This is a genomic window from Rhizobium sp. rho-13.1 (assembly GCF_007000305.1).
Lineage (GTDB): Bacteria > Pseudomonadota > Alphaproteobacteria > Rhizobiales > Rhizobiaceae > Rhizobium > Rhizobium rhododendri.
Genome location: NZ_SCFL01000002.1, coordinates 384,991 through 396,790, shown reverse-complemented (window position 1 = coordinate 396,790; position 11,800 = coordinate 384,991). Strand labels below are relative to the sequence as shown.

The 11,800-nt window shown below is 62.3% G+C and carries 12 protein-coding genes and 1 tRNA gene; 4 read left to right on the top strand and 9 right to left on the bottom strand.

Annotated elements, in window-relative coordinates:
• Nucleotides 1-67 precede the first annotated feature (67 nt).
• Nucleotides 68-1,012: a methyltransferase domain-containing protein gene (locus tag EQW76_RS08395; RefSeq protein WP_142823952.1), complete on the bottom strand. Its 945-nt coding sequence runs from the start codon at nucleotides 1,010-1,012 to the stop codon at nucleotides 68-70.
• 144 nt (nucleotides 1,013-1,156) lie between these two features.
• Between EQW76_RS08395 and EQW76_RS08390 the strand changes: the two genes are divergently transcribed.
• Genes EQW76_RS08390 through EQW76_RS08380 form a run of 3 tightly spaced genes read left to right on the top strand, consistent with a single transcriptional unit; the run spans nucleotide 1,157 to nucleotide 3,307 of the window.
• The gene (locus EQW76_RS08390; RefSeq protein WP_142823951.1) at nucleotides 1,157-1,423 is read left to right on the top strand and encodes a DUF6460 domain-containing protein; all 267 of its coding nucleotides are present in this window, start codon (nucleotides 1,157-1,159) and stop codon (nucleotides 1,421-1,423) included.
• 8 nt (nucleotides 1,424-1,431) lie between these two features.
• Nucleotides 1,432-1,932 (top strand): CAP domain-containing protein, encoded by a 501-nt coding sequence (locus EQW76_RS08385; RefSeq protein WP_142824445.1) that lies wholly within the window; start codon nucleotides 1,432-1,434, stop codon nucleotides 1,930-1,932.
• A 25-nt stretch (nucleotides 1,933-1,957) separates the two neighbouring features.
• Nucleotides 1,958-3,307: an MATE family efflux transporter gene (locus tag EQW76_RS08380; protein ID WP_142823950.1), complete on the top strand. Its 1,350-nt coding sequence runs from the start codon at nucleotides 1,958-1,960 to the stop codon at nucleotides 3,305-3,307.
• On the opposite strand, the gene EQW76_RS08375 is transcribed toward EQW76_RS08380, so the two are convergent.
• From EQW76_RS08375 to EQW76_RS08365, 3 genes are all read right to left on the bottom strand, one after another.
• The gene (locus EQW76_RS08375) at nucleotides 3,283-4,371 is read right to left on the bottom strand and encodes a quinone-dependent dihydroorotate dehydrogenase (protein WP_142823949.1); all 1,089 of its coding nucleotides are present in this window, start codon (nucleotides 4,369-4,371) and stop codon (nucleotides 3,283-3,285) included. The two genes, EQW76_RS08380 and EQW76_RS08375, sit on opposite strands and share 25 nt — an antisense overlap.
• Nucleotides 4,368-4,712 (bottom strand): DUF952 domain-containing protein, encoded by a 345-nt coding sequence (locus tag EQW76_RS08370; protein WP_142823948.1) that lies wholly within the window; start codon nucleotides 4,710-4,712, stop codon nucleotides 4,368-4,370. The genes EQW76_RS08375 and EQW76_RS08370 overlap by 4 nt, the downstream gene beginning before the upstream one ends.
• Before the next feature lie 133 nt (nucleotides 4,713-4,845).
• Nucleotides 4,846-6,768, bottom strand: a complete 1,923-nt coding sequence (locus tag EQW76_RS08365; protein ID WP_142824444.1) for a glycosyltransferase family 2 protein — start codon at nucleotides 6,766-6,768, stop codon at nucleotides 4,846-4,848.
• A gap of 132 nt (nucleotides 6,769-6,900) precedes the next feature.
• Here EQW76_RS08365 and EQW76_RS08360 point away from each other — a divergent pair, with 132 nt between their 5' ends.
• The gene (locus tag EQW76_RS08360) at nucleotides 6,901-7,704 is read left to right on the top strand and encodes a transporter substrate-binding domain-containing protein (protein ID WP_224128224.1); all 804 of its coding nucleotides are present in this window, start codon (nucleotides 6,901-6,903) and stop codon (nucleotides 7,702-7,704) included.
• A 7-nt stretch (nucleotides 7,705-7,711) separates the two neighbouring features.
• On the opposite strand, the gene EQW76_RS08355 is transcribed toward EQW76_RS08360, so the two are convergent.
• The 5 genes from EQW76_RS08355 to EQW76_RS08335 all read right to left on the bottom strand — a co-directional run bounded on the left by EQW76_RS08355 (nucleotide 7,712) and on the right by EQW76_RS08335 (nucleotide 11,717).
• Nucleotides 7,712-8,125 carry a tellurite resistance TerB family protein gene (locus EQW76_RS08355; protein ID WP_142823946.1) on the bottom strand — a complete coding sequence of 138 codons (414 nt, stop codon included), beginning with the start codon at nucleotides 8,123-8,125 and terminating at the stop codon, nucleotides 7,712-7,714.
• A 98-nt stretch (nucleotides 8,126-8,223) separates the two neighbouring features.
• On the bottom strand, nucleotides 8,224-9,585 hold the full coding sequence (locus EQW76_RS08350) for a thermonuclease family protein (protein WP_142823945.1): 1,362 nt from the start codon (nucleotides 9,583-9,585) through the stop codon (nucleotides 8,224-8,226).
• Nucleotides 9,586-9,598: 13 nt separating this feature from the next.
• Complete coding sequence (locus EQW76_RS08345) at nucleotides 9,599-10,264, bottom strand: helix-turn-helix transcriptional regulator (RefSeq protein WP_142823944.1); 666 nt, start codon at nucleotides 10,262-10,264, stop codon at nucleotides 9,599-9,601.
• A 221-nt stretch (nucleotides 10,265-10,485) separates the two neighbouring features.
• Nucleotides 10,486-10,559: transfer RNA gene (locus tag EQW76_RS08340), tRNA-Gly, on the bottom strand.
• A 66-nt stretch (nucleotides 10,560-10,625) separates the two neighbouring features.
• Nucleotides 10,626-11,717, bottom strand: a complete 1,092-nt coding sequence (locus EQW76_RS08335; protein ID WP_142823943.1) for a 2'-deoxycytidine 5'-triphosphate deaminase — start codon at nucleotides 11,715-11,717, stop codon at nucleotides 10,626-10,628.
• Nucleotides 11,718-11,800 lie beyond the last annotated feature (83 nt).

The window sequence follows — 11,800 nt, the reverse complement described above, 5'->3', positions numbered from 1 at the left end:
GCGGTGACAATCAAGCGTCAAAGCGTAAGGAATGCTGACCTATCTCGTCTTTGCAATAAACCGGATTTCAGGCGACCATTTGCGCAACAAACAGCAGGCCTGAGACAGGTTGCCCGGCGTCCAGGCGAAGGAAGGTGCGGCTCTCCGCACGAATCGCAAATCCGTGTTGTCCGCAGATCTCCTGCACATAGTGTCTGGTATGGGCATAGCGCAGCGAGCGGCCGAGGCGGAAGCCCGTGCCCTCCCCGGCATCCTCGACGGAAAACGCAAACACCGCTTTGGGCGCCGAAAGACGACCCAGCAAGGCAAACAGATTTTCGAGGGCGCCGAGATAGATGAACACGTCGGACGCGGTGATCAGATCGGCGCGATGGTCGGAAAGGTCAGTGCCGAATAGCCCTGAGCCGGCCGCGGGCAAGGAGAGGTCGGCGATGCCAAGCAGGTCATAGACATGCTTTTCCGCAGCCTTGGCCAGCATGTTGCCCGAGAGATCGAAACCCTCGAGGCGATCGATCCCATTGCGGATTTCCGGGCCTAGCAGGCCGGTGCCGCAACCGAGATCGACGGCAAGGCGAAAGTGCTGCGGCAGGCCCTCCGTCTCGGCGATCAGTGCAGCGAGCTTGCGGGGAACGCTGTAGGCGAGCTTCTTGATCAGCGCATGGTCGAAACGCTCTGCGTAGTCGTCGAAGAGCCGCTCGACATAGAGGCTCGAGGGGTGATCGGGCATCGCGCCGGCACCGAGCGAGGCCAGCATGAGAGGCGCGCCAAAAAGGTCGCCCCGGTCGAGCGGCACGACCCGTTCGAAGGCGGTGGTGGCGCCTGCGAAATTGCCGGCCTTCTCTCGGTATATGCCGAGGTTGAACCAGCCGGCGGCCCATTCCGGGGCACGCTCCAGCGCCTGCTCCATCAACTCGGCCGCGCTCCCGGGCTCGCCGTTCTCGTCAAGCATTTTTGCGTAGTCGGCGCGCCGGTCGGCCGTGACATCTCCGGAAGAAAGCTGGCTCGGCAGCATATTGGGCAACCCCTGTTCACAACAGGCTGTGGGCGCGGCCACAAAAAAACTCAAGTCCTATTTCAGGCAAGACCGCTGCGAGGGATCAAAACTGCTTGCAGCGCGGAATTGCCCGGCTTATTTCAGGGCGAACAGGAGAGATCAATGTCAGATCAGGTGAACAGGTTTCTCGGAGACTCGCTGGGGCGGACGATCGTCAAGCTCATCGTCGTGTCGCTGATCGTCGGATTCGTGATGAAGATCTTCGGTTGGCGGCCGATGGATCTGATCGAAAATGTCCGCCATTTCATTCTCGAACTCTGGCACACGGGCTTTGCAGCGCTTGGCAGTATTGGCGATTACCTGCTGCTTGGAGCGACGATCGTCATTCCGCTTTTCATCCTCTTCCGCATCTTCAACTATCGAAACTGATCATGACCCTGGAAAATTCCCTCCTGACCCGGCGCAATGCATTGCGCCTCGGCGGCGTTGCGCTTGTCGCCGGTGTTGCAAGCTGCGCCACCAAGCCCCTGCCCGTCGCCAGAAACCTTCCCGGTGCTGACCAGACGGCCGCAGCCCTGCCGCTAGTAAATGCCCTTCGTGCGCAACATGGCCTGCCACCTCTCGCCATCGATCCCGCAGCCACCGATGCGGCGCTCTACCAAGCCAAGCGCATGGCAAACCTCAGGAAGATGGCGCACCTGATCGGCTTTGGCGACGATTTTGGCCGACGGGTGAAGGCCAGCGGCGTCAAGCTGCCGGCTGCGGAAAACATTGCCGAGGGCCAGCGCAGCGTCAATGCGGTGGTCAATGCCTGGATACATTCGCCGCATCACCTCGAAAACATGCTAGGCCCCTATACCGGTCTCGGCGTTGCGGTATCGCCAGGTTTTGCTCCCGGTCAGATGCCCTATTGGTCTATGGTACTGTCTCGCCTCTAGGCCGCTCGACTCGCAAGGCAGGACAATGGATCACACCGTGAACGGCAAGCGCGGCCCGGCCTTTACGGTAACGCACCGGCTCGTTCTCTCCATCGCCCTGCCGATGACGCTCGCCTTCATGACGACGCCGCTGCTAGGGCTGACCGACACCGCCGTGGTGGGCCAACTGGGGCAGCCAGACGCGCTGGCAGGCCTGGCGATCGGTGCAGTGCTGTTCGACCTCATCTTTGCCAGCTTCAATTTCCTGCGGGCCTCGACAACGGGCCTCACTGCCCAGGCTTACGGGCGCGGCGACCTGACCGAGCAGCAGGCGATCTTCTGGCGGGCGCTTGTATCGGCGCTCGTCTGCGGAGCGGTGCTCCTGCTTCTGTCGCCGCTTTTGCTCTTGGCCGGCCTGAAGCTGATGGGGCCGGAGGGTGGCGTCGCTGTCGCCACGCGCAGCTATTTCTCGATCCGCATGCTGTCCGGACCGGCCGCTCTTGCCAACTACGCCATTCTCGGCTTCGTGCTCGGTCGCGGCCAGGGCAGCATCGGCCTTTTCCTGCAGACGCTGATCAACGGCATCAACATCGTTCTGGCGCTGGTGCTCGGGCTCTGGCTCGGATGGGGCGTTGCGGGTGTCGCCTGGGGAACGATGATCGGCGAGACGATCGGCGCTGTGGCTGGCCTGATGATCGTGCTGCGTGGGTTTGTCGGCGTCCCCCGGCCATCGCGATCCGATATTCTCTCGCGGGAGAAGCTCGGCCAGCTGTTCGGGCTCAATCGCGATATCCTGATCCGTACCTTCGTGCTCCTCGGCGCTTTTACGCTAATGACCCGTATCGGCGGTCATTTTGGCGCGGTGACGCTGGCCGCCAATGCGGTTTTGATGAATTTCGTGCTGATCTCCGCATTCTATCTCGACGGCCTTGCCAATGCCGCCGAGCAGATTACCGGCAGGGCCATCGGCGCCGGCGACAGGACGGCCTTTGATCGCGGCCTGAAACTGACCATCCTCTGGTCGTTCGGGCTGGCAGGCCTTGCTGCCATTGTCTTCCTCGTCTTCGGAGCCTCGATCATCGGCGTGCTGACCACCTCGCCCGATGTGCGGGCGATGGCCCTGAAATACCTGCCCTACGCCGCGATTTCAGGGCTGACCGGTGCGCTTGCCTATCTGATGGACGGCGTGTTCATCGGCGCCACCTGGTCGGGCGAGATGCGCAACCGCATGCTGCTGTCGTTCCTCTGCTATCTCGCAGCACTCGCCGTCCTCGTGCCCTCGTTCGGCAATGCCGGCCTCTGGCTGTCGCTGAACGGCTTTCTGCTGTTTCGCGGCTTCTTTCTCGCCACCCGCCTGAAACCGAAGGCCGATCAGACCTTCCAACTGGCCCAGTAGTCAAGGCGGCTGTCGCGGAGTTCGCGGATCGATGTCACCTGTTCGCGATCCAGCAGCTTCGACAGGCCGGTAAGGATGCTGCCGGCGAGACCAGGGCCTCCATAGACCATGCTGGAATAAAGCTGCACCAGATCGGCGCCGGCGCGGATTTTTTCCAGCGCAGTCTCCGCCGAGGAGACGCCGCCGACACCGATGATGGCCATCGATGGACCGACCCGCTTGCGCATGCGGGCGAGCACCGCCGTCGATGGTTCGAACAGCGGCTTGCCGGACAAACCGCCCGCCTCGCCAGCCTGGCTCCGGTCCTTCAGCCCGTTGCGCGCGAGCGTCGTGTTGGAAACGATCAGTCCCTCCAGCCCATGCGCCAGGGCTTCGTCGGCGATGTCGTCCATACCCTCTTCCGTCAGATCGGGGGCGATCTTCAGGAACACCGGGATCTTCCTGTTGGCCCTGGCTGCTTCGGCATCGCGTGCGGCAAGGACAGCGGAAAGCAGGGTTGAAAGGCTTTCACGGGCCTGCAGATCGCGCAGGCCGGGAGTGTTGGGCGAAGAGATGTTCACCGTGAAATAGCCGGCTAATGAATAGAACCGACGGATGCCGGCGACGTAATCGGCTGTTCGATCGACGCTGTCCTTGTTGGCGCCGATGTTGACGCCGATGATGCCGGCATTGCGGATGGTTGCCAGCCGGGCATAGGCGGCATCATGACCCTCATTGTTGAAACCGAGGCGGTTGATCACCGCCTCATCCTCGACCAGGCGGAAGACGCGCGGCTTTGGATTGCCTGGCTGCGGCTTCGGGGTGACCGTCCCGATCTCGGTGAAGCCGAAGCCGAGCTTCAGCAGCGCCTCGGGCACCTCGGCATTCTTGTCGAAGCCGGCGGCCATGCCGAGAGGATTGACGAAGTCGAGGCCAGCAACCGTCTGCCGCAGGCGCGGATCGGCGGGCAGTTGGCAGGCCGGCACAAGTCCGGACTTCAAAGCGGTAATCGACAGGCCATGGGCCGTTTCGGGATCGATAAGGAACAAGCCGCGACGGGCGACGGCCTTGAAGAGATCGATCATGGCAGCATCTCCGGAAACTGATGGGCGCCATCCTTGTCCAAAGGCAGCGGCGTGGCCCAGAGGACGGAGGTTGTCGACAGAAGTCCGTAGAGATGGGGAAACAGATCTCCACCGCGTGACGGCTCGAATTTGAGAGCATCCCCGAGGACCTCGCTATCGACGGCAACCAGCAGCAGGTCCGTCTGGCCAGCGAAATAGCGTGCCGCCGTTTCCTTCGCCTGGGCTGCGGTCGAAAAATGGATGTAGCCGTCGGCAAGGTCGATCGACGCACCGTGGAAGATGCCCTCTTCCCGGGCTTCCTGCCAGGCGAGTTCCGGTACGATCTTGTAAATCACGGCCATGGCGGTGCTCCCAGCGAGAAAACAGTCGCATAGGGATTTGCCGAAAAGGCGGAGGTATGTCCATGGTCCGGCGGTAAATTATCGCGGAATACCTTCTATTCCTCCAAGGGCCCCGATTGCCCGGCAATAGCCATCACAGAGCGGGTGTCGATGGCCGGTGCGGAGTCTTGTGCCAATGGAACGGGTTGGTCCGGAGCTCGATCACCGCACGCCAGGCGGCGATCGAGACCAGCATCCAGTAGAACGGCACCGTCATCCATCGCCAGCGGATACGCTTTTTTTCAGGCGCGATCATCGCCGCAGTACCGAGCAACAGGAAGATGGCGTAGCTCCCGAAGATGTTGGAAAAATCGATGACGAACATCGTCATATCGAACGATGAAATTGCTTCCGTTGGAACATGCAGCATCGCCGTCAGCGACCGCAGCAGAAACAGCATGATCAGCGGATGACCGAGCGACGAGAGCAACATTCCGCCGATCAGCAGCTGGAATATGGCGAATGCTTTGAAGCCCATCTGGCGCTGCAGGCCCCGCGGGTCTCGCATCAGCACCAGCCAGGTTTGCAGCCAGCCCTTGAACCAGCGCGTGCGCTGCCGGGACCAGATGGCTATGCCGGTCGGTGCATCCTCGATGGTCTGACGATCGATGACATCGGAGCGATAACCGAGGCGATAGAGCCGCATGCCGAGATCGGCATCTTCCGTGACGTTGAATGGATCCCAGGCGCCGGATGACCGGAGGATATCGGTGCGGAAATGATTGGACGTGCCCCCGAGCGGCAGCGGCATGCGATACCTTGCCAGCATCGGCAAAAGCGCCCGGAACAGCGCCGAATATTCCAGCGCGAACATGGCGCTGATCCAGTTCTCGCCGCCATTGCCGATCACCAGCGGCGCCTGCAGGCAGGCTACATCGGCCGGCGCACTCCGAAACTTGGCATACGCTTCCCGCAATTGCTGGGGATGTGGGCGGTCCTCTGCGTCGTAGACGGCAACATAGGCGCCCCGCGCACCGTTGAGTGCGTAGGTCAGCGCTTTCGGCTTCGTGCGCGGATGCATCGGCGGCACCTCGACGATCTCGAATTGCGGTCCCAGCGTCTGGGCGCGCAGGGCCGCAATCGTTTCGCGATCGTCCGCCTCGCAGACGAATTTGATATCGAGCCTGGAGACGGGCCAGTCCAACCGCTTCAGCGTCGCCACCAGTTGCGGCACGATTTCGGCCTCGCCATAGACCGCGATCATCACCGTATAGACGGGACACGGGCCACAGGGATCGACAGCTAGCCTTGGCCGCCGCCGCCGACGCTGGACGACGGCGCGACCCCGCAGCATCAGAGTGGTGAGATAGGAAAAGGACAGCAGCACATGCAGAATAGTCTGGGTGTTCGGATCCGAAACCAGCCCGACCGCCAGCAGGCTTAGCCCGACGCCGGCATAAAACCCCTGATAGCCATGGAAGACAACGCGAGCGCTGAACCCCGGCTGGCTTTCAAACAGGTCGCCGACTGTCTTGCGGACGCGACGATCCGCACCCGCCTGCCATACGGCGGCGCGAATGGCGCCCGGCGTCGTGACTATCAGACTGTGCTTCAGGTCCGGGTAGCGTCTCAGCAGGACGGCCACCTCCTCCAGCCGATCGATCTGCGGCGCGATCAGGGTGAGCGGTGGGCGAAGCGGATGATTGACCCGCAGCGTGGTCGGTCGCAACAGCTGGCTGTCGAGGCCGGCGATATCAATGACGCTGCCACCGGGGATTGTTTCGGTAAACGGCACTCGAAGAGCCCGGGCTATGGCGCCGTAGTAGGCATCCTCCCGGACGAGCGTTCCCGCCAACAGCTCCTGTTCGATACGCGTTCCGTTGAGAAGCGCCGCTGCGGCTGCCGTCGCGACATAGGGCCGGCCTATGCCGATCCGTTCCAGTGCCACGGCCTCTGCCTGCAATCGACCGAAGAATACGGGAAGTGCCGCATCTGCCGGCAGTATTTCACCAACGATGTCTGATAGCGCCACAGCCGCCGTGCTTGCCGCTTGTGGTGGATATTCCCCGAAGCGCATCAAGGTGATACATCCTTACGCAATGCAACGCCCCACGCCGCTTAGCCTTGGATGATAATCATGCGCAGGTTTAAATCACCCCTCAATTTAAGGGGTTTTTACACGGTATGCGCGATATTTTCATCTTTTCTCATGCCGCAGTCAACCTTTGCCGATGAAAAGCCTGTTGGCAACCTGCCAATCCTGTTCGATTCCCGTGAGCGATTGCCAAAACCCGATCTTTCGTCGCTGGTTCGCCTGCGTTTTCTGACCGCAACCGACTTCCCGCCTTTCAATTTTCTGGACCAGTCCGGAAAGCTTGCCGGCTTCCATGTCGATCTCGCTCGCGAAATCTGCGCAGAATTGGCAATTGCCGACAGATGCCAGATCCAGGCATTGCCGTTCGGCGAACTTCGTCCGGCGCTTGCCGCATCGCAGGGCGACGCCGTGCTCGCCGGCATCGCGGTGACAGCGGATCTGCGAAACCAGTTCGCTTTCTCGAGGCCCTATCTGATGTTGCCGGCGCGCTTCGTCCGCAATCTCAAAGCCGACCTCCCCGGAACTACGGCGGCGGCGCTTTCGGGCAAGCGCGTCGGCGTGATCAAGGCAACAGCGCATGCAGCGATGCTCAAGGCCTTCTTTCCGGCCATCACGGCTGTTGAATTCGACGACAGCGCGCAGCTTTTGTCAGCCGTGAAAAGCGGTTCGGTGGATGCAGCCTTTGCCGACGGGCTGCAATTGTCCTTCTGGACAACATCGCCTGCGGCAGAGAAATGCTGCGCCCTCTTCGACGGCCCCTATCTTTCGCAACAGTTTCTCGGCGAAGGGATGACCGTCATGTTGCGTCAGCAGGATACCGATCTGACGGCAGCCATCAACCACGCGCTGGCGACGTTATCGCGCAACGGTCGCCTTCAGGAAATCTATCGACGCTATTTCCCGACCAGCCTCTATTAGGCTTGGATCAGGCCTTGCGGTAGCGGGCAATTGCACTGCGCTCGATTGCAGCGCAGGTGAGCTTGTCGAGTTGCAACCGGTCGCGCAGCATCGCCAGCAACCGCAGCTCTTCGGCAGTCACCGAAAGATCGGCAGCGGCGACCTCGACTGCAACCGCGTATGCGGTGTCGTAGAGGCGGGGCGGCACGGCGTCGCGGATCGTCTCCAGCACGATGTCCAGCCCCTCGGCGCCCGAGAGCAAGGTCGCACAATCACGCGATACGGCGATCAAGCGATCCTCGTCAAAGCCTTTGAAAACCGGCAATGCCTCGATCAGCTCGCCGATCCGGCCCAGCTCCCGGTCGTTCATGGTACGGTCGACGGCTGAAGCCATGACCATGACGTAGATCAGGGCGTCCTGGGCGGAAAGCTGTGCATTCATAATATGTGTCCCTCTAAGCTTCCCCGAGAGTAGGAAGTCACGCCAGCGATAACAAGGGTCGGGATAAAATCCCTGATGGCCGACAGTAACTTCCGGCGTCAGATGGGATTGAGCGGATCTTCCTTCGGCGGCTCGGGCGCCAATGTCGACTGATGCTTTTTGCGCGGATCGTTGCCATAGACGCCACGGCCGGCCTTGCGGGCTTCGTCCGCGGCACCGGCAAACGGCGAGCCTGCGGCCACTTCGGCCCAGCCATTGCGCGCCAGCCAGTCGCCGAGATTAACCCTCGAAAACCGGCAATCTGCCGTGATCGAGCCTTTCCACTCAGGGTCGGGCACGTCGCAGGTGATGGTCCTGCCAAGCAGGAAGGAGCGGAGCGCGGTACGGGCCAGCGTGCCGCACGGCCATTCCTTGCCATTCGGGCCGGTACAGCTGCGTGACGGATCGGTTGGCACAATGCCGGCAAGCTGCACGCTCCTGCCACCGATGGTGAGGATACCGGCGCGCTCGGCAAAGGGACGGGAGAGATCGATCGGCTTCAGGTCCGCATTCGCTTGCGGAGTGGCGCCAGCATCGCCTTCCGGCCGCTCCGGCTGCGGCGCCAGCGCGGCAGATTGCGTCGGCGGTGCCTGCTTGCCCGAAGATGCGACCGCGTCCTTGTCATCCGAAGGCAGAGGCTCGGCGCTGGCAAGTTTTTCCGCTGGCGGCTGCGGTCTCGTCAGCGGCGTCGGAACCGAGGCTGCAAGCGGCACCGGGGGTGTCGGCGGAGTCGGAGAGGACGGAGGCATCGGCGGCGGCGCCATTCTGTCGGCAATGGCGCTGTCTTCCACCGGTGAAGACGGGGGTTCGGCCGTGGCAACCGGCGGCGTCCGGTCCGGCAATGCCGCCGACGGGCTTGTCGCCTCCTTCGACGTGGCAGTTACCGGGGCAGCGGGCGGCAAGGCCGCGACAGCGGGAGCGCTGGGCGACGCGGGTTCGGGAGAGGGAAGCATTTGGCCGGTTGCGCCCGGCTCCGGAGTTGCCGGCCGCGGCGATGTAGCCGCCACGACAGGCGGAGCAGGCGGCAGCACTGCAGCGGCGGGCGGCGGTGGTGCTTCAGAAGGTGGAACCGGGGTCGATGGCGACACTGGCGCTGGCTCGGCGGGAGATGACGACGGCGCGGGGGCCGGCATCTCACTAGCAGCGGAATTGTCTGAACTTTGTGGTGTCGGCGCCGGCGCCGGCGCCAAGGAAGTCGCGGGCTGCTCCGAAACTTTCGGAGACGCCGTAGGCTCAGGCGCCGCTGTCACAGGCTGCGGTGCATCCGGCTTCTCCGGCGGCTTGTCGAGACTGGCCACGCGCGGTGCCGGATCGCCGAAGGTGATATGCGGCTGCAGGTTCATCGCCGTCAGCCCGACGTAGACCAGGACCATGACGGCCACGGCGCCGGTGACACCGGTCAGCAGAGTGGGGGAACGCATCAAGACAACTTTCCTATTGGCTCGCCCAGATGATCCGCGCCATCCACTCCACATCGACAAGCTCGATGCTTCTGTTGGGATGGGCCGGATTGAGCGACAGAAGCTCGATCGACTTCGGGCTCTGGCGCAGCAAGACCTTGGCCATGACCTCGCCCTCACGCGTTTTAACAACCACGCGGTCGTTGCGCCGGACCTGCGCACCGGGCTCGACGATCAGCACGTCGCCATCGCGATAAAGCGGCATCATGCTGTCGCCCTGCACTTCCAGCGCGTAGACGCCAGCTTTCTGCGCCGGGGTCGCCGGGAACTCGACGACATCCCAGCCCTGCCCCGCCGGAAAGCCGCCATCGTCGAAAAAGCCGCCTGCTCCGGCCTGCGCAAAGCCCAGCAGCGGAATAGAGCCCGCCTGCGGCGGAAAGGCACCGTCCGGCATGCCTGACGGCATGGACCCAGGCCGCAGCAATCCCATGAACTGCTCGACGCTGGCCCCTGTTGCATCGAGCACCTTGGCAATGGATTCCGTCGACGGCCAGCGCTGGCGGCCATCGGCACTCAGTCGTTTGGATTTGTTGAAAGAGGTGGGGTCGAGACCTGCACGACGCGCGAGGCCGGAGGGCGTCAGGTCATGCCGCTCGGCAAGCCCGTCGATTGCACTCCATATCTGATCGTGTGACAGCATCGTCGCCTGGCCTTGAGATCGAGGCGTCCCATCCCCATCCACGCGCGAGGTTAATCTAAGTGTTAACATTCGTAAAGACGCCAAGAGGAATAAAATCCTTGGTACCTACAGTTTATCACAACAGCCGTGTCAAGTTCGGGAAGGTGTGTTGCGGTAGCACATCTGCGGCGAGAGCTTCAAAGCTCTGCCTGTCCGCTCAACGGGTCGGACAAAGAAATGACTGGAGCGGGTGAAGGGAATCGAACCCTCGTATTCAGCTTGGGAAGCTGCTGCTCTACCATTGAGCTACACCCGCACGGCGCGAAGCCTTCCAACAGTTCGGCCGGGCTGTCAAGATGGAATGGCCGGTCGGGATGGCTGGTTACAAGCGGAAATGCTTGGAGAGTTTCAGGCCCTGCGCCTGATAGTTGGAGCCGGCGCCGGTGCCGTAGAGGCTGGCCGGGAGCTCCAGCATGTGCTCGTAGATGAGGCGGCCGACGACCTGGCCATCCTCGAGGATGAACGGGACTTCGTGGCTGCGCACTTCGAGCACCGCGCGGCTGCCACGTCCCCCGGCTGGCGCATGACCGAAGCCGGGATCGAAGAAGCCGGCATAGTGGACGCGGAATTCACCGACCAGCGGATCGTAAGGGGTCATTTCGGCGGCGTAGTCCGGCGGCACGTGCACCGCCTCGCGCGAGACCAGGATGTAGAATTCGTCGGGATCGAGGATAAGCTCGGTCCGACCGCGGCTGTAGAGCGGCTCCCAGAAATCGAAAATGTCGTGCTGGGCCTTCTTGTCGACATCGACCACCGCCGTGTGATGCTTGCCGCGATAGCCGATCAGCCCATTGCCGTCGCCGACGAGGTCGATCGACAGTGCGATGCCGCCGCCGGTCACGTTTGGCTTCTTGCTGGCGACGAGAGTTTCGGTCTCGTGCAGCGTCAGCAATTCCGGCTCAGACAGCATGGCATGGCCGATCCGGAAACGGATCTGCGACAGGCGCGAACCACGGCGCACGACGATCGGGAAGGTGCGTGGCGAGATTTCCAGGTAGAGCGGCCCGGAATAGCCGGCCGGGATCTTGTCGAACTCCTGCGCATAATCGGTGATGACGCGGGTGAAGATGTCGAGGCGGCCGGTCGAGCTTTTCGGGTTGGCCGAGGCGGACATGTCCGATGGCAGGTCGAGACGCTCCATCAGCGGCACGATATAGACGCAGCCGGTCTCGAGCACGGCGCTTTCGTTGAGGTCGATGACATGCAGGCTGAGCCGGTCCAGTTTATCGGAGACGAGATTGTTCGGACCCGGCATGAAGCTCGCACGGACGCGAAACGCTTTCGCCCCCAACCTCAGGTCAAGGCTCGCCGGCTGGATCTGATCGAAATCGAGCTCCCTTTCGGTCGTCAGCCGACCGGCGTCGAAAAGAGCGGCAATGGCGCGATCCGCCAAAATTCCAGTGTCGCGAGCCATGTGCTCAATCCTTGTTTTGTCGCGGACAAAACCATATACGGGCCTTGTTTTGCCCCAGACAAAACCAAATACGGGGAATTGAC

Coding starts and splice junctions, on each gene's coding strand:
- EQW76_RS08395 (WP_142823952.1), bottom strand. CDS start 1,012: ATGCTGCCGAGCCAGCTTTCTTCCGGAGATGTCACGGCCGACCGGCGC.
- EQW76_RS08390 (WP_142823951.1), top strand. CDS start 1,157: ATGTCAGATCAGGTGAACAGGTTTCTCGGAGACTCGCTGGGGCGGACG.
- EQW76_RS08380 (WP_142823950.1), top strand. CDS start 1,958: ATGGATCACACCGTGAACGGCAAGCGCGGCCCGGCCTTTACGGTAACG.
- EQW76_RS08375 (WP_142823949.1), bottom strand. CDS start 4,371: ATGATCGATCTCTTCAAGGCCGTCGCCCGTCGCGGCTTGTTCCTTATC.
- EQW76_RS08370 (WP_142823948.1), bottom strand. CDS start 4,712: ATGGCCGTGATTTACAAGATCGTACCGGAACTCGCCTGGCAGGAAGCC.
- EQW76_RS08365 (WP_142824444.1), bottom strand. CDS start 6,768: ATGCGCTTCGGGGAATATCCACCACAAGCGGCAAGCACGGCGGCTGTG.
- EQW76_RS08360 (WP_224128224.1), top strand. CDS start 6,901: ATGCCGCAGTCAACCTTTGCCGATGAAAAGCCTGTTGGCAACCTGCCA.
- EQW76_RS08355 (WP_142823946.1), bottom strand. CDS start 8,125: ATGAATGCACAGCTTTCCGCCCAGGACGCCCTGATCTACGTCATGGTC.
- EQW76_RS08350 (WP_142823945.1), bottom strand. CDS start 9,585: ATGCGTTCCCCCACTCTGCTGACCGGTGTCACCGGCGCCGTGGCCGTC.
- EQW76_RS08345 (WP_142823944.1), bottom strand. CDS start 10,264: ATGCTGTCACACGATCAGATATGGAGTGCAATCGACGGGCTTGCCGAG.
- EQW76_RS08335 (WP_142823943.1), bottom strand. CDS start 11,717: ATGGCTCGCGACACTGGAATTTTGGCGGATCGCGCCATTGCCGCTCTT.